Source organism: Paraburkholderia monticola (genome assembly GCF_001580545.1).
Taxonomy (GTDB): domain Bacteria; phylum Pseudomonadota; class Gammaproteobacteria; order Burkholderiales; family Burkholderiaceae; genus Paraburkholderia; species Paraburkholderia monticola.
The window spans coordinates 602,702-618,939 of the sequence record NZ_LRBG01000038.1 but is presented as its reverse complement, the minus strand read 5'-3'; the positions used below and the strand labels follow the sequence as shown (position 1 = coordinate 618,939).

The 16,238-nt window shown below is 65.9% G+C and carries 18 protein-coding genes; 6 read left to right on the top strand and 12 right to left on the bottom strand.

The features are described from left to right. The first annotated feature begins 46 nt into the window (after positions 1-46). Positions 47-940, top strand: coding sequence for a LysR family transcriptional regulator (locus CI15_RS30240; RefSeq protein WP_062135726.1), 894 nt, complete (start codon positions 47-49; stop codon positions 938-940). Between the two features lie 35 nt (positions 941-975). Here the strand turns inward: CI15_RS30240 and CI15_RS30235 are convergent, their stop codons facing one another. Next, positions 976-1,851 carry an aldo/keto reductase family oxidoreductase gene (locus CI15_RS30235; protein ID WP_062135724.1) on the bottom strand — a complete coding sequence of 292 codons (876 nt, stop codon included), beginning with the start codon at positions 1,849-1,851 and terminating at the stop codon, positions 976-978. A gap of 102 nt (positions 1,852-1,953) precedes the next feature. Between CI15_RS30235 and CI15_RS30230 the strand changes: the two genes are divergently transcribed. After that, on the top strand, positions 1,954-2,880 hold the full coding sequence (locus CI15_RS30230; RefSeq protein WP_062136293.1) for a LysR family transcriptional regulator: 927 nt from the start codon (positions 1,954-1,956) through the stop codon (positions 2,878-2,880). Between the two features lie 39 nt (positions 2,881-2,919). On the opposite strand, the gene CI15_RS30225 is transcribed toward CI15_RS30230, so the two are convergent. Then, the gene (locus CI15_RS30225) at positions 2,920-3,384 is read right to left on the bottom strand and encodes a response regulator (RefSeq protein WP_082814333.1); all 465 of its coding nucleotides are present in this window, start codon (positions 3,382-3,384) and stop codon (positions 2,920-2,922) included. 113 nt (positions 3,385-3,497) lie between these two features. On the opposite strand from CI15_RS30225, the gene CI15_RS30220 reads away from it, so the two are divergent. Next, positions 3,498-4,706: a sensor histidine kinase gene (locus CI15_RS30220; RefSeq protein ID WP_062135722.1), complete on the top strand. Its 1,209-nt coding sequence runs from the start codon at positions 3,498-3,500 to the stop codon at positions 4,704-4,706. 13 nt (positions 4,707-4,719) lie between these two features. Then, on the top strand, positions 4,720-5,229 hold the full coding sequence (locus CI15_RS30215; RefSeq protein ID WP_062135720.1) for a GNAT family N-acetyltransferase: 510 nt from the start codon (positions 4,720-4,722) through the stop codon (positions 5,227-5,229). Here CI15_RS30215 and CI15_RS30210 read toward each other — a convergent pair. From CI15_RS30210 to CI15_RS30200, 3 genes are all read right to left on the bottom strand, one after another. Next, the gene (locus CI15_RS30210; protein ID WP_241495987.1) at positions 5,221-5,529 is read right to left on the bottom strand and encodes a hypothetical protein; all 309 of its coding nucleotides are present in this window, start codon (positions 5,527-5,529) and stop codon (positions 5,221-5,223) included. The two genes, CI15_RS30215 and CI15_RS30210, sit on opposite strands and share 9 nt — an antisense overlap. Before the next feature lie 14 nt (positions 5,530-5,543). After that, positions 5,544-6,572, bottom strand: coding sequence for a hypothetical protein (locus CI15_RS30205; RefSeq protein WP_062135717.1), 1,029 nt, complete (start codon positions 6,570-6,572; stop codon positions 5,544-5,546). Positions 6,573-6,800: 228 nt separating this feature from the next. Beyond that, the gene (locus CI15_RS30200; protein WP_062135714.1) at positions 6,801-7,379 is read right to left on the bottom strand and encodes a hypothetical protein; all 579 of its coding nucleotides are present in this window, start codon (positions 7,377-7,379) and stop codon (positions 6,801-6,803) included. A gap of 21 nt (positions 7,380-7,400) precedes the next feature. Here CI15_RS30200 and CI15_RS38380 point away from each other — a divergent pair, with 21 nt between their 5' ends. Together CI15_RS38380 and dmeF are read left to right on the top strand one after the other, a co-directional pair. Beyond that, positions 7,401-7,880 (top strand): metal/formaldehyde-sensitive transcriptional repressor, encoded by a 480-nt coding sequence (locus CI15_RS38380; RefSeq protein WP_479494855.1) that lies wholly within the window; start codon positions 7,401-7,403, stop codon positions 7,878-7,880. Positions 7,881-7,887: 7 nt separating this feature from the next. Next, complete coding sequence (gene dmeF / locus CI15_RS30190) at positions 7,888-8,820, top strand: CDF family Co(II)/Ni(II) efflux transporter DmeF (RefSeq protein WP_062135711.1); 933 nt, start codon at positions 7,888-7,890, stop codon at positions 8,818-8,820. 104 nt (positions 8,821-8,924) lie between these two features. On the opposite strand, the gene pcaF is transcribed toward dmeF, so the two are convergent. From pcaF to CI15_RS30155, 7 genes are all read right to left on the bottom strand, one after another. Next, complete coding sequence (gene pcaF / locus CI15_RS30185) at positions 8,925-10,127, bottom strand: 3-oxoadipyl-CoA thiolase (RefSeq protein WP_062135707.1); 1,203 nt, start codon at positions 10,125-10,127, stop codon at positions 8,925-8,927. A 354-nt stretch (positions 10,128-10,481) separates the two neighbouring features. After that, the gene (denD, locus tag CI15_RS30180; RefSeq protein ID WP_062135703.1) at positions 10,482-11,462 is read right to left on the bottom strand and encodes a D-erythronate dehydrogenase; all 981 of its coding nucleotides are present in this window, start codon (positions 11,460-11,462) and stop codon (positions 10,482-10,484) included. Between the two features lie 32 nt (positions 11,463-11,494). Continuing rightward, positions 11,495-12,304: a 2-oxo-tetronate isomerase gene (gene otnI / locus CI15_RS30175; protein WP_062135699.1), complete on the bottom strand. Its 810-nt coding sequence runs from the start codon at positions 12,302-12,304 to the stop codon at positions 11,495-11,497. Between the two features lie 61 nt (positions 12,305-12,365). Continuing rightward, positions 12,366-13,028 (bottom strand): 3-oxo-tetronate 4-phosphate decarboxylase, encoded by a 663-nt coding sequence (gene otnC, locus CI15_RS30170; protein ID WP_062135696.1) that lies wholly within the window; start codon positions 13,026-13,028, stop codon positions 12,366-12,368. After that, positions 13,025-14,338, bottom strand: coding sequence for a 3-oxo-tetronate kinase (otnK, locus tag CI15_RS30165; RefSeq protein ID WP_062135694.1), 1,314 nt, complete (start codon positions 14,336-14,338; stop codon positions 13,025-13,027). Before otnK ends, otnC begins: the two co-directional genes overlap by 4 nt. A gap of 14 nt (positions 14,339-14,352) precedes the next feature. Beyond that, a complete protein-coding gene (ltnD, locus tag CI15_RS30160; protein WP_062135691.1) occupies positions 14,353-15,252 on the bottom strand; it encodes an L-threonate dehydrogenase in 900 nt (299 codons plus the stop codon). Positions 15,253-15,296: 44 nt separating this feature from the next. Continuing rightward, positions 15,297-16,001 (bottom strand): FadR/GntR family transcriptional regulator, encoded by a 705-nt coding sequence (locus CI15_RS30155; RefSeq protein ID WP_062135689.1) that lies wholly within the window; start codon positions 15,999-16,001, stop codon positions 15,297-15,299. Between the last annotated feature and the right edge of the window lie 237 nt (positions 16,002-16,238).

Sequence of the window (16,238 nt, the reverse complement as noted above, 5' to 3'; positions counted from 1 at the left end):
CGACTAGACGGTAGAATCGGCAAACACCCATGAGTGAGATTCATGAATGCCGCGCGAAAACTTCAACGACCTGCTCGCGTTCATCGCGGTCGCCCGCGAACGCAGCTTCACGAAAGCGGCCGCGCAGCTCGGCGTGTCGCAATCGGCGCTGAGCCATACGATGCGCGGTCTCGAAACGCGGCTCGGCATCCGTCTGCTCACGCGCACCACGCGCAGCGTATCGCCCACGCCAGCCGGCGAGCGCCTGCTGAACAGCGTCGCACCGCGCTTCAATGAAATCGAGGAAGAGCTCGCGGCGCTGAGCGAGCTACGCGACAAACCCGCCGGCACGATCCGCATCACGACCGACGAACATGCGGCGAACACGATCCTGCAGCCGAAGCTCGCGCAACTGCTGCCCGAGTACCCGGACATCAAGGTCGAAGTCGTCGTCGATTTCGGTCTGATCGATATCGTCGCGCAACGCTATGACGTCGGCATTCGTCTCGGCGATCAGGTCGCGAAAGACATGATCGCGGTGCGCATTGCGCCGGACCTGCGCATGGCGGTGGTCGGCGCACCGGGATATTTTGCGAAGCAGAAGCGCCCGCGCTTGCCGCAGGACCTGACGGGGCACAACTGCATCAATCTGCGCCTGCCGACTCACGGCGGTCTGTTCGCCTGGGAGTTCGAGAAAGATGGACACGAGCTGAACGTGCGCGTCGAAGGTCAGCTCGTGTTCAATGGCACCGGACAGATGCTGACCGCGGCGCTCGCGGGTGGCGGTCTTGCGTACGTGCCCGAAGATCTGGCGCGGCCGTATATCGCGGCTGGACAGTTGAAGCAGGTGCTCAGAGACTGGTGCCCGACGTTTCCGGGCTATCACCTGTATTACGCGAGCCGGCGACAATCGTCGCGCGCGCTCGCGGTGTTGATCGACGCGCTGCGTTATCGGCCATAAGCCGCGGCAAGCAGCGCGTGCCGTGATGCCGAGCCTCAGCCCATCTCAGCGCCGATCGCATTCAACTGATCGAGCACCTCGTCGCTCAGCTTCAAGTGCGCCGCCTGCAGGTTTTCGCGCAGATGTCCCACCGACGACGTGCCCGGAATCAGCAGAATGTTGGGCGCCCGATGCAACAACCACGCGAGCGCGACCTGCATCGGCGTCGCACCGAGCTTGCCCGCCAGGTCCGACAGCGCCGACGATTGAATCGGCGTGAAGCCGCCCAACGGAAAAAACGGCACGTAGGCAATGCCCTGCTCCGCGAGCGCGTCGATCAACGCATCGTCGTCGCGATGCACGAGGTTGTAGTGGTTCTGTACGCAGACGACCTTCGTGATGCGCTGCGCCTCGGCAATCTGCGTGGCCGTCACGTTGCTCAGGCCGACATGACGCACAAGCCCGCGCCGCTGCAGTTCGGCGAGCGCCGTGACCTGCTTTTCGATCGAGCCTTCGCTCGGCGCGTGCACGTTGCCCATCACACGCATGTTGACCACCTCGAGCGCGTCGAGCCCGAGGTTGCGCAGATTGTCGTGCACCGCGCGCTCGAGATCGGCGGGCTCCTGCGCCGGCAGCCACGCGCCAGCGCTATCGCGCACCGCGCCCACCTTCGTGACGATCGTCAGATCGTGCGGATACGGGTGCAGCGCCTCGCGGATGATCTGGTTGGTCACGTGCGGCCCGTAAAAATCGCTGGTATCGATGTGATCGACGCCCTCTGCGATCGCCTCGCGCAACACCGCGAGCGCCGCGTCGCGGTCTTTCGGCGGACCGAACACGCCGGGTCCGGCCAGTTGCATCGCGCCATAACCCATGCGCCGCACCGGGCGGCCGGCGAGCGCGAAAGTGTCGATGGAGCTGAAGTTCGGCATCACGATCTCCTTGTGAAGTGATGAGCGGCAGTATCGCCGGAATTGCGTTGTTGAATAAACCGGTCTAACGTGTACGGGTTGTTCAAAAATCTGCACAATCCTATGGAACTGAACGATCTGGCCGCCTTCGTTTCGGTCGCTCGCGCGGGCGGCTTTCGCGACGCGGCGCGCGTGAGCGGCGTGTCGGCGTCGAGTTTGAGCGTCGCGGTGCGGCGCCTCGAAATGAAGCTCGGCCTGCGGCTCCTGAACCGCACCACGCGCAGCGTCGCGCCGACCGAAGCCGGGCTGCGTCTGATCGAGAAGCTGACGCCGCTGTTCGGCGAAATGGAGGCGGCGCTCGATGTGCTGAACGGCTTTCGCGACAAGCCGACCGGCACGCTGAAGCTGAACGTGCCGTCGAGCGTCGCGCGCATCGTGCTGCCCGACGTGCTCGCGCGCTTTCTGAAGCAGTACCCGGATATTCGCGTCGAAGTGGTGGTCGAGGATGGTTTCGTCGATGTGCTGTCGATCGGCTGCGATGCGGGCATCCGCTACGACGAACGCCTCGAACAGGACATGATCGCGGTGCCGATCGGCGCGCGCGTGCAGCGCTTCGCGACCGCCGCGTCACCCGCCTATCTCGACGCGCACGGACGCCCCGAGCATCCCGGCGAACTGCTGACGCATGCGTGCCTGCGCGGGCAATTCGCGAGCGGCGCGATGCCGACGTGGTACTTCGAGCGCGATGGCGAACTGCTGCAATTGAATCCGACCGGCCCACTGCTGGTGCGGCCCGGCGCCGCGATCGACCTCGCGGTCAGCGGCGCGATCGCGGGCCTCGGCATCGTTCATCTGTTCGAAGACATGCTGCGCCCGCATCTGCACAGCGGCGCCCTCAAAGCGATTCTCGAACCGTGGTGGCAGCGCTTTTCAGGGCCATTTCTGTACTATCCCGGCCATCGTCATGTACCTGCGCCACTGCGCGCGTTCGTCGATTTCCTCAAGGCCGATTCGGCAGGCCTCCTGAACGATGACGTGACATCCCGCTAATGCAATGGCGACGACTCGCACCGTATCAGGTATCAGGTATCAGCACCGCGCCGCGCACAGTTGCGCGATCGTCGTCAGAAAGAGGTCGGCGTCGATCGGCTTCATCAGGCACTGGTTCCAGTAGTGCGCGTCACTGTTCGAGGGTGGCACCGCGGTATGCACCAGAATCGGTACGTCGACGAGATCAGGGGTCGACTTCAACCGGCGGCACAGCTCGGCGCCGCCCATGACCGGCATCATCCAGTCGGTAATAATCAGGTCGGGAACATGCGCGCCGACACACTTGAGTGCTTCGGCGCCATTGCTCGCGCAAGTCACCTCATACCCTTCGCTTTCCAGAATCAGCCGCCACGCTGCCAGAATTTCCGGCTCGTCGTCTATCAGGAGGATCGAATACATCTTGGTTCCCAGACGAAATTCGCTTCTTTGTCTGACGAGATACCCGCAAGCCGTGTTCCACCAGCGGCAATTACGCGGATAATGACGCGGATTGCCGGTGCGCATCGGGTCGCCTGGCCGATCGACAGCGAAACAGGTCCGCAGGGGCTGCACAAATCGAGGTAATCGGGCCCGTTCGCAGGTTTGCATGTTGTAGAAACTTCATTCCGGTATCCATCATGACCGACAGACGTGTGAGCCCACTGCGTAATTTCGCCAACTTCATCCGAGCTGAACGGGGCCGCCTGACGCGCCAATGGATGCATGCCGTCTCCATCGAGGCCGATCTCGTGGAAGCGGACAAGCTTACCTATCAGCAACTGGTCGACCATCTGCCGGAAATTCTCGACGAGCTGTGCGTCGCGCTCGATGCGGAAGATCTGGAGCGCGTCGAAACGTCGATCGAACGCGACGCGAAGAAACACGGCAATGTCCGTTGGCGCCAGGGCTACCGGATCGAAGAGCTGGTGCGCGAACTGGACCTCTTTCAGCAGGTGCTCGTCGAGGCGCTCGAAGAGTTCATCGAGCGCGACAAGACCTGCACGCGCCGCCACGAGAGCCGCGCGCGGCGGCTGATCGCCGAGGCATTCAGCGTGGTCACGTATGCGTCGATCAAGGAAGTGGTCGCCGAACGCGATCGCACGATCGACGAATACACGGGGCGGCTCGAAAGCGCGAATCAGGAGTTGACGCGCGAGCACCGGCTGGTCGGCGATCTGCACGAATCGCGGATGCAGATCACGCGCAGCGTCGTGCACGATCTGCGCAATTTTCTCAATGCGTTTTCGATCGCGCTGCAACTGATCGAGCGAGCACCGTCGAAAACCGATACCGCGTTGGCGCTCGCGAACCGCCAGGCCGCCGACATGAAGCAACTGGTCGACCAGATGGTCGAGTACTCGGTCGTGCTTGGCGACTCGGCGCCGCTCGTGCTCGAACCCGTCGATCTGCGCGAGCTGTTCGACGAGCTCGTCGCGTCGACGGGACCGTCGATCGAGGCGAAGGGGCTGGCATTGCGCAGCGTGTTCGACGCGGCGCTGCCGGTCGTCACGTCGAACCGGCTGAAGCTCAAGCAGATCGCGGTCAATCTGCTGACCAACGCGATCAAGTACACGAAGTCGGGACAGGTCGAACTCCGCTTCGCGACGCTAGACGCCGGGCACTGGACGATGCGCGTGTCCGATACCGGTGTCGGGATCGCGCCGGCCGATGCGGATCGCGTGTTCGACGAGTTCGAGCGCGCGGCCGGCGACGATATTCCGGGCACGGGGCTCGGCCTAGCGATCGTCAGGGAGCTATGCCGCGTGCTCGATGGGCAGATAGAATTTGCGTCGCGCGAGGGCGTGGGGACGACCTTCGAGATCCGCTTTCCGCTGCGCGTCCAATAACCTGATCTTTCGCATGATCCATCTGCACACTGCCCGCTTTCCCGAACAGCTCCAGGTCGTACGAACCCTCTTCCGCGAATACGCGGACAGTCTCGGCATCGATCTTTGCTTCCAGCAATTCGATGACGAACTCGCCAGCCTGCCAGGCAAATTCGCGGCGCCGCGCGGCAGCGTGCTGCTCGCGAGCAATGGTCGGGGTGACGACGGGGGCGACGGGGCCGGCAGCATCGTCGGCTGCGTCGCGATGCGTCCGATCGACGACACCACCTGTGAAATGAAGCGCCTATATGTGCGCCCGGCGGCACGCGGCCTGCAGGTGGGACGGCAGCTCGCCACGCGGATCTGCGCGACGGCGAAAGAAGCGGGCTATCACCGGATCCGTCTCGACACATTGCCGACGATGCAGGCAGCGCTCGGCCTGTATGCATCGCTGGGTTTCGAGCCGATCGACGCCTACGTGTTCAATCCGATCCCCGGGGCAATCTATCTCGAATGCGATCTGACGCGGCGGCCTTCAATGTAATGACGGTGCGGCCCTGGCGCGGCTGACCGGCAGGCACGCGCTCATCGCGCCGTTCTGCTCGCTCAAGCCACGCACGACCACCTCGGACGATTTGCCGTCGCGCCGCGCGAGTTCCGCGAGGTCGAGCAACGCGGCGTAGCGCGCGGAACAGTCTTTCGCCGCGCTCGCGGCGGGATGGGCGCGAAGCTGGTCGCTGGCGTCGCTGGCATCGATCACCGCATTGAGCGCCAGCAACGTCCCTACGACGATCGTCGCGAGCGCGGCTGCTTTGCACAGCGGACCGCGGGCTTTGATTCGCATCGCCGCGTTCATCGTCAGGCCCAATGGGCCGGCACCCACACGCGCCCGATCCAATGGCCCGGCACCCACACGGCAGCCCGCGGCGCGACATACACGGGACGCGGCGCGACGTACACGGCCGGCGGCGGGGGCGGCGCCACGTACACGACGCGCGGGGGCGGGACATAGGCCGGCGGCGGCACCACCACGACCGGCTTGGGCGGCACGTAGACCGCCGGCGGCGGCACGACGACCACCGGCTGGGGCGCCGGCGCGACCACCACTGGCGGGGGCGGCGGCGCGACCACCACCGGCTTCGGCGCGACGACCACAGTCGTACCAGTGGTCGTCGTCCCACCGGCGACCACCACGCCACCGGTCACCACCGTGCCGCTCGTGGTCACCGTGTGGCCCTGCGTGCCGGTCACGCTCGTCGAGGTCGTCACGACCCCGGGCGCGACCTGCGTCGCGGTGCCCGAGTGGTAGACGCTGTTGTTGTCCGGACCCGTCACCGTGCCAGAGCGCGCACAGGTCGAACCGGCGCAATTCGTCGACGCCGAATGATTGACGGTATTGCCGTTCGAACCCGTGATCGTGCCCGACGACGAATACTGGCCCGGCGCGGTGCGCGTCACGTTGCCCGAGGTCGTCGCGGTTTTGCCGTCCGAGCCGGTCAGCGTGCCGGTGTGCGAGCAGGAGCCGCCCGCGCAGCTGGTGTCGCCCGAGTGCTGCACCGTGTTGCCGTAGCGGCCGGTCGCGGTACCCGAGTTCGAGAACTGGCCGGGCGCCGTGCGCGTGACCGTGCCGGTGTTGCTGGCGAAACCGCCATACGGGCCAGAGACGCCGCCCGCATGCGAGCAACTGCCGCCGCCACACGAGCCGTAGTGCGAGCCGTTATAGACGCCGCGCGACGTGTACGCGGTGCCGTGCCCCGACCACGCGAACGCCGATGCGCTACCGAGCGCGAATACGGCGGCGGCCGCGCCGAGCACGACTTTGCGCAACGCGCCGCGCGCGACGTTGGCGGCGAGTTGGTCGGAACCTGCGAATGAACGATTTTTCACGGTATGTCCTTGCTGGATTCGGGCCACTTGCGTCACTGCCGTGTGGCGACGAACGGACTATAGAAGGACACACCGCGGAAATCATCACGGAAGATATGTCGCGCTGTTTCACCACGGCGCAGGCCCGCCAGACAAGGGTTTGCGGGCATCCGGCCGGCAGCGCGACATAATTCGACATAGTTTGCGAAACAAATGCGGCCTCGGAAACGAGGCCGCAATCCCAGCCGCTCACTGCCCGACCGGCGTCACCTGCACCGCGGCGGCCGACACGAAGACCGCATGCAAGGTATCGCCGACGTTCACGTCGCTGAGGTCGACATCGGGCGCGGCTTCGAACGTCTGCGTCTGATACGCGCCGCGCAGCGTCACGAGGCGCTGCTTGCGATCGATCTTCATCACGGTCGCGAGCACCTCGGTCTGTCGCGCCGATTCGTAGCCGCCCGACGCGGGCGTATAGCTCTGCTTGTCGACCCGCTCCCGAATCCCCTTGCCCGCCCCGCTGACCTTTTCGGCCTTCGTGAGCAGCGCATTCTTGTAGAGCACGTCGACGTGGTCGCCGATCTTCAGTTGATCGAAGGTGGCGACCTGCTGGCTGACGAGCACGATCGCGATGTTGCCGCCCGATCCCTTCAGCGTCAGCGCACGGTTGCCCGCGTCGATGCCGACGATCTCCGCCGTCATATGCACCGGCTGCGCCGCGCTGAGCACCGCCTGGGCGGTGCTCGCCATATCGTCCTGCGCGTGCGCCGGCTGCGTTGTGGCCACGGCCGCGAGCATCAACGCTGCGGCTAGCTTCGCTGTCTTCATTCGCATTCTCCTCGAGCAAGGTTGAAATACGTCTGGACGATCGGTCATGTTTGCGGCGAGATCGCTTCGTGCTACGCAGCATCCATGCCCGACGCAACGGACAACCACGGCAAACAGTATGACGCGAACGATCTGGCGGCGCACGCATCGGACGTGCCCTGCCGCTCGCCGGCAAAGCGCCATGTCATTGCCGTGCTATCATGCATACCCATAGGGGGTATAGCTATGTCACATCTAAGCACACACAAAGATGAGTTATTGAAGCGCGTTCGCCGCATCGCGGGGCAGGTTCAGGCTATCGAGCGTTCCTTGGAGTCGGACGCCGATTGCGAAAAAGTTCTGCATCTGGTTGCCGCGACACGCGGCGCGATGAACGGCCTGCTCGAGGAGATCGTCGAGGCGCACGCGCGCGAACACGTGGCGCACCCCGACCTGACGGCCAACCAGCGCAAGAAGGGAGTGGACGCATTACTCGGCGCGATCCGCCGCTATTCGAAGTAGATTTCCTATGACTGACAACATGATTCGCACACACGAGCACTCGTTCCTCGGCAGCTCGCACGACGAAAACGCGCGCCGGACCCGTTCCGTCGTCGCACTGACCCTGGTGATGATGGTCGGCGAGATCGCGGCCGGTTATATCACCGGCTCGATGGCGCTGCTCGCCGACGGCTTCCACATGGCGACGCACGCCGGCGCGCTGGGGATTGCGGCGCTCGCGTATGGCTTCGCGAAACGCAACTCGGGCAACCGCGCTTTCAGCTTCGGAACCGGAAAAGTGGGCGAACTCGCCGGCTTTGCTTCGGCGTTGATTCTCGCGCTGGTGTCGCTCGGCATCGGCATCGAGTCGGCGTTCCGGCTCGTTCATCCTACCGGCGTGGCGTTCGGGCAGGCAGCAGTGATTGCCGCGATCGGGCTCGTCGTGAACGTCGTCAGCGCGCTGCTGCTGTCGGGCGGTCATGCGGAGCATGGGCATCACGATCACGGCCATCATCATCATCACCATCATCACGGCCATGCGCACGGGTCCGACAACAACCTGCGCTCCGCCTATGTGCACGTGCTCGCCGATGCGCTGACCTCGGTGCTGGCGATCGTGGCCCTGCTAGCCGGCCGCTATCTCGGGTGGATCTGGCTGGACCCGCTGATGGGCATCGTCGGTTCGATCGTCATCGCGCGCTGGGCCTGGACGCTGATGCGCGACACCGGCGGCGTGCTGCTCGATAAAACCGACGAGCATGTGGCCGACGAAATCCGCGAAATCCTGGATGCGCACGGCGACGCCGAGATCGCCGACCTGCACGTCTGGCAGATCGGCCCGCAGGCACGAGCGGCGATCGTCAGCGTGCGCACGCGCGGCGGCGTCTCGGCCGAGACCATTCGCGCGCGGCTCGCGCCGGTGCATGAGGTCATGCATCTGACCGTCGAAGCGGCGTCGTAACATCCGCGCCCGGCGAAGCAAGGCGCAATCAAAACAAAGGGCCGGCGTGTCTCGACGACACGCCGGCCCTTCTGCTTTTACTCTTCGCCAGATCAGCTAACGTCTTACACGCGCTCGATCGCGATCGCGATACCCTGGCCGACGCCGATACACATCGTGCACAGCGCGAAGCGGCCCTGCGTGCGTTGCAGCTGATACGTCGCCGTTGTCACCAGACGCGCGCCGCTCATGCCGAGCGGGTGGCCCAGCGCGATCGCGCCGCCGTTCGGGTTCACGCGGGGATCGTCGTCGGCGACGCCGAGCGCGCGCAGCACCGCGATGCCTTGCGACGCGAACGCTTCGTTCAGCTCGATCACGTCGAACTGGTCGATCGTCATGCCCAGACGCGCGAGCAGCTTCTGGGTGGCGGGCGCCGGGCCGATGCCCATGACGCGCGGATCGACGCCGGCGGTCGCCACGCCGAGCACGCGGGCGCGCGGCGTGAGGCCGAAGCGCCTCGCGGTTTCTTCGTTGGCGAGCAGCAACGCGGCCGCGCCGTCGTTCACGCCCGATGCGTTACCGGCCGTGACCGTGCCGTCCGGACGCACGACGCCCTTCAGCTTCGCGAGCGTTTCGAGGCTCGTTTCGCGCGGATGCTCGTCTTGCGTGACCGTGATCGGATCGCCCTTCTTCTGCGCGATCGTCACGCCGACGATTTCCTGCGCGAGCGTGCCGTCGCGTTGCGCGCGCGCGGCCTTCTGCTGGCTGCGCAGCGCGAACGCGTCCTGGTCGGCGCGGCTGATGTTGTAGTCGGTCGCCACGTTTTCGCCGGTTTCCGGCATCGAGTCGACACCGTATAGCTTCTTCATCAGCGGGTTCACGAAGCGCCAGCCGATCGTCGTGTCGTAGACCTCGTTCTGACGCGAGAACGCGCTGGTCGCCTTGGGCATCACGAACGGCGCGCGGCTCATGCTTTCGACGCCGCCCGCCACCATCAGCGCAGCCTCGCCCGACTTGATCGCGCGCGCGGCGATACCGACCGCGTCCATGCCCGAGCCGCACAGACGGTTGACCGTCGAGCCCGGCACGTCCTTGGGCAGACCCGCGAGCAGCAGCGACATACGCGCGACGTTGCGGTTGTCGTCACCGGCCTGGTTCGCGCAGCCGTAGATCACGTCGTCGATCGCGGTCCAGTCGACGTTCTTGTTGCGCTCCATCAGCGCCTTGAGCGGCACCGCGCCCAGGTCGTCGGCGCGCACCGACGACAGCGAACCCGCATAGCGGCCAATGGGGGTGCGAATCGCGTCGCACAGGAATGCTTCGGTCATGTGATGTCTCCAGTTGAGATGCTGCGTGCGCTGCGCCGCGGCCGGTTTTGCTCCGGTAACGCCGGTTCGATGTGCCGAGGCATCGGCAATCGACGGCCACGGACGAGAAGCTGCAGATCAGCGACGGCGCGGCGGCCGTCACGTCGGAGCAGCTTAGCGCAGGATCGTGAACGATGGGCTTGGGATCGACGACGGATACGGCTGCTGCGCCTTTCTAGCCCGGCCATATGTTCTATATACGAACACACGGTCATATATCGAACAAAACAGACTCGATAATAGGCGTGGGCGCGAAAGCGTGTCAAGCACGGCCGCAGCCGTGCCAGGGGAGATCAGGGAATACGCGGAGGGACTTCAGCGAACTTCGATGCCTTCATCGGCGATGTAGGCGCGGATCACGTCGGCAAAGCTGTGCTCGGCTGCGAGCCCCAGCCGTTCGGCACGCGAGGTATCCCACGCGCCCGGCCAGCTGCCGACGATCTTCTCGATACGCTCGTCGGGCTGCCGCACGATGCGGTCGGCGACCGCGTCGCCCGCGACCTCGCGCAGGGCCGCGATCATTTCGTCGACGCTGACTGACAGACCCGGTAGGTTCAGCACGCGCTGCTTGCCGAGCGCGGCGCCATCGAGTTCGAGGCCCGCGATCAGGCTTTCGATCGCCTTGCGCGGCGACAGCAGCCACAGCCGCGTCGAACCGGCAACCGGGCACAGGGCCTCTTCGCCATTGAGCGGCTCACGGATGATGCCGCTCGCAAACGACGACGCCGCCGCGTTCGGCCGCCCCGGCCGTACGCTGATGGTAGGCAGCCGCAGCACGCGGCCGTCGACGAAACCGCGCCGCGAATAGTCATTGAGCAGCAATTCCGCGATCGCCTTCTGCGCGCCATACGACGACTGCGGATTGAGCGCGGTATCGTCCCGCACGAGCGCGGGCAGATCACCGCCATAGACCGCGACCGAACTGGTGAACACGACGCGCGGCTGGTGTCCGCGCTCGCGGCAGATCTCGAGCAGCAGCCGCGACGCATCGAGATTGATGCGCATGCCGAGCTCGAAGTCCGCCTCGGCCTGGCCGCTGACGATCGCGGCCAGATGAAAGATCGCCGAGGTTTCCCCGTCGATGACGCGCTCGAGCACGCCGCGCTCCGCGATATCGCCGACTTCGGTGCGCACGCGCGCATCGCCGAAATCGTGGGCGCGCGCGACGTCGAGCAGAATCAATTCGGTGACCGCTTGCGGTGCGCCATGCGCGTCCTTCAGCGCGCCACGCACAAGCAGTTCGCGCGCGAGGCGCTGGCCGAGAAAACCCGCGCCGCCGGTGATCAGTACTTTCATGGTTGCGTGTCCGTCAGTGGATGTCGAAAAACTCAGCGCCCCGCGCCGAGGTAAGGCTTCAGCCAGCCGAGCCCCGCCGTCGTCCCCGCGCGCGGCCGGTATTCGCAGCCGATGTAGCCGTCGTAGCCGAGCGCATCGATCAGATCGAACAGGTACGGGTAGTTCAGCTCGCCGATGTCGGGCTCGTGCCGCTCCGGCACACCCGCGACCTGGATGTGGCCGATGCCGGCCATATCGCGTTTGAGCTTCGTCGCGAGATCGCCCTCGACGATCTGGCAGTGATAGCAATCGAACTGCACCTTCAGATTCGGCGCGCCGACTTCGGCGCAGATCGCCTGCGCGTCGTCCTGTCGATTGAGGAAATAGCCGGGCATGTCGCGTGTGTTGATCGGCTCGATGACGATCGTGATCTGTTCGGCTTGCGCGGCCCGCGCGGCATAAGCGAGATTGTTCAGGTACACGTCGCGTTGGGCTTTACGCTGCTTGTCACCCGGTTGGCCGGGTTGATCGCCGGCGAGCAAACCCGCCATCACATGCAGCTTGCGATTGCCGAGCACGCGCACGTACTCGAGCGCCGTGTCGATACTGCGGCGGAACTCGTCCTCGCGTCCCGGCAAGGAAGCCAGGCCACGCTCGCCGCCGCTCCAGTCGCCCGGCGGCGCATTGAATAGCACCTGCGTGAGGCCGTGCGCGTCGAGCCGCGCCTTCAGCTCGCCCGCGCGGAACTCGTAGGGAAACAGGAACTCGACCGCGTTGAAGCCGTCGCGCGCGGCGGCGGCGAATCGATCGAGGAACCCGTGCTCGTTGTACATCATCGTCAGATTGGCGGCGAAGCGAGGCATGGCGACAGCTCCTTCAAGACAATGCGATAGGGTGACCGGCGTTCGAGAATCATGCGCCCCGCTACCACCGCGCGCCGAACGCGGCGCACAGTTCTTCGATGGCGGCGGCGTCGAGCGGTGCGGGCCGCGGATTCGTCATCAGCCACAGGCGCGCGGTTTCTTCGAGTTCTTCCAGCACATACGAGGCCTGCGCGACCGAGCGCTCCCATACCACCGGCCCCAGACGTTCGAGCAGCACCGCGCGCACGCGATCGGCCAGCGCGGCGATCTGCGCGGCCACTTGCGGGTCGCCTGGGCGTCGATAGCGAATCAGCGGTACATGTCCCACTTTCATCACGTAGTACGGGGTGATCGGCGGCAAGACGTCCGCTTCGGTCCACACGCCCGCGAGCGTCAGCGCGACCAGATGCGTCGAATGGGTATGAACGATGCCGCGCGCGTCGCCGTTGCGCGCGTAGATGCCGCGATGCAGCGCGAGCGTTTTCGACGGCTTGCCGCCCGACACCGCGCGACCCTCCGCGTCGACCTTCGCGATGTCGGCGGGATCGAGGCGGCCGAGGCACGCGTCGGTCGGCGTGATCAGCCAGCCGTCGTCGAGCCGCGCGCTGATGTTGCCGGCGCTGCCGACCGTATAGCCGCGCTGATAGAGACTCGCGCCGACCGTGCAGATTTCTTCGCGCACTCGCGCTTCGGTGGAGGTGTGAAGTGCCGGCGTGTGACTCATCGCGCGGCTCCGTCGAGATGGCGCAGCGCCTTGTCGAAGAAATCGGTCGTACCGAAGTTGCCCGACTTCAACGCGAGCGCGAGCGGGTCGGCATCGGTCGTCGCGGTGGCCGGCACGCCCGGATCGATCTGCGCGCCGATGCGCAGCGTGCGCACGTCGAGCGCCTGCACGACCGCGCCCGAGGTCTCGCCGCCGGCGACGACGAACTTGCGCACGCCGCGCTCACGCAAGCCGCGTGCAATCGATGCCAACGTCTTCTCCACCAGATGCCCGGCCTCGTTGACGCCGAGTTCGCGCTGCACGGCCTTCACGTCGTCGGGCGATGCGGTCGCATAGATCAGCGCCGGCTCCGCGTGCACGAAGCGCTGTTGCGCGAACTCGAGCGCCTCGCCGATGACGTCCTCGCCGCGTGCCGCCGCGAGCGGATCGATGCGGAACGCGGGCCGCGTCGCGCACCAGGCGGCGACCTGCGCGTTGGTCGCTTTGGACGCGCTGCCCGCAAGCACCGCCGATAAACCTTCGACACGCGGCAATTGCGCGGCATCGGCCTGCTCGCCGAGCAGGCCCGCGCGCCGGAAGTTGGCCGGCAAGCCGAGCGCGACGCCGGAGCCGCCGGTGATCAGCGCGAGGTCCGAGCAGGCCGCGCCGAGCGTGTGCAGATCGGCGTCGGACACCGCATCGGCAATCGCGATCCGCACGCCGTCGGCGCGCAACGCGCCGAACGCTGCGCGCACGGCCGCGTCGCCTTGCGCAAGCGTGTCGTAACGCACGAGCCCGACCTTCGAGCGAGTTTGCCGCTGCAACACGCGCACGAGATTCGCGTCGCGCATCGGCGTGAGCGGATGGTTCTCCATGCCCGACTCGTTGAGCAGCGTGTCGCCGACGAACAGATGACCGCGGAAGATCGTGCGGCCGTTCTCGGGAAACGCGGGGCATGCGATCGTGAACGACGCGCCCTCGGCGAACGCGGGGGACAGCGCATCGAGCAACGCGTCGGTCACCGGGCCGATGTTGCCCGCATCGGTCGAATCGAAGGTCGAACAGTACTTGAAGAAGAATTGCCGGCAGCCTTGGGCGCGCAGCCAGTCGAGCGCGGCGAGCGATTGCGCGACCGCATCGGCCGCGGGGATCGTGCGCGACTTCAGTGCGACGACGAGCGCGTCGGCGTCGAGTGACTCGCTGGATGCGGGCACGCCGATCGTCTGCACCGTGCGCATGCCGCCGCGCACGAGCATGTTGGCGAGATCGGTGGCGCCGGTAAAATCGTCGGCGATGCAGCCGAGCAGCGCGGGTTTCGATTGAGCCGTCATGAGCTGCCCCTCGCTTATTGTTTCGCCGGCAATTCGATGCCGGGGAAAATCTTCACGACGGCCGAGTCGTCTTCGCCGCCGTGGCCTGCCGTCGACGCCATCATGAACATCTGATGCGCGGCCGCTGACAGCGGCAACGGAAACTTCGTGCGACGCGCGGTATCGAGCACGAGCCCCAAATCCTTGACGAAAATATCGACCGCCGACAGCGGCGTGTAGTCGCCCGCGAGAATATGCGGCACGCGGTTCTCGAACATCCACGAATTGCCCGCGCTGTGCGTGATCACCTCGTACAGCGCGTTGGGCTCGACGCCTTCGCGCAAGCCGAGCGCCAGCGCCTCGGCGGCCGCCGCGATGTGCACGCCCGCCAGCAACTGGTTGATGATCTTCACCTTCGAGCCCACGCCGTGCGTCGCGCCGAGCCGGTAGACCTTGCCGGCGATCGCGGCGAGCACGTCCTCGCAAGCGGCGTAAGCGGCCGCGGGACCGGAGGTCATCATCGTCATCTCGCCCGACGCCGCGCGCGCCGCGCCACCCGACACCGGCGCATCGAGCATCTTCAAACCGGCCGCCTCGACACGCTTGCCGAGTTCGACTGCGAACTCCGGCGCGACCGTGGCACTCGCGATCACGACGCCGCCCGGCTTCATCGCCGCGAGCGCGCCATCGTCGCCTCGCTCGCCGAACAGGACGGTCTCGGTTTGCGCGGCATTCACGACCAGCGTGATCACGACCTCGCAGTGCGCGCCGAGCTCGGCGGGCGTCGCGCAGCCAACCCCGCCTTCAGCGACGAACGCCTGCAGCACCTCGCGCCGCAAGTCGCACGCGTGGACCTTGAAGCCCGCGCGCAACAGCGAGCGTGCGACGCCGAGCCCCATGGCCCCCAAACCAATCACACCGACATTTCTCGACATGCATGACCTCTAAGGATGGGTGCTGCGTTTGTGCATCGCGCGTATCAGCTGATGCCCGCCTCGGCAAGCCGCCGCGCCGCGTTATACAGATGCGTCTGCGCGGCGTTGCGCGCCGCCATCGGATCGCCCGCGCGAATCGCCGCGGCAATCGCCGCGTGCTCCTCGCGCACCTGCCGCGAGAAGTCCTCGCGCAGCGCCTCGTTGCGGCGTGTGACGACCGTGCCCGCTTCGAGGTATTGATTGAGGAATGTCAGCGTCTTCAGGAAATACGGATTGCCGGTCGCCGCCGCGATCGCGCGATGAAACGCGACGTCTTCGGCGACGCCGTCTTCGCCGTCGGCGACCGCCTGCGCGATGCGCGCGAGCGCGGCGTCGATCGCGGCCATGTCGGCATCGCTGCGGCGCATCGCGGCTTCCGACGCGACCTCCGCCTCGATCGCGCGGCGCAGCGCGAGGATCTGCACGACCGAGCCCGGCTCGACGGCTTCCGCGTAATCGATCCGCAGCGGCCGGATCGCCCCGTGCCCGGCGACGAACACGCCGCTGCCCTGGCGCGGCTCGACCACGCCCTCGTTCTTCAGCCGCGACAGCGCTTCGCGAATCACCGTACGGCTCACGCCGAATTGTTCCGCGAGCACAGCCTCGGTCGGTAGCTTGGCACCGCGCGCGAAGGTGCCCTTGTCGATCTGCTTCAGCAGTTGCTGCGCGACGGTGTCACTCAATGCGCGAGCGGGGATCTTGTCGAACATGGCGTATCGGTTGGGTCGGATGCCGCGAGGTGATCGGGTTATCGGGTCATCATACAAATTTGAACCACAGATCGCATCCACGCAAACCCTGGCTTTTTTGAACGGCGCGGCGTCATTTGGCGAAACAGAAGGCTTAAGCTATCGTCTCGCCTTTGTGCCGCAACGCGAAACGCGGCGGCGCGTCGACACGAACGCCCGTCGTGCGTCCCGCCTGCGCACTTTTCCGAAACCACGATC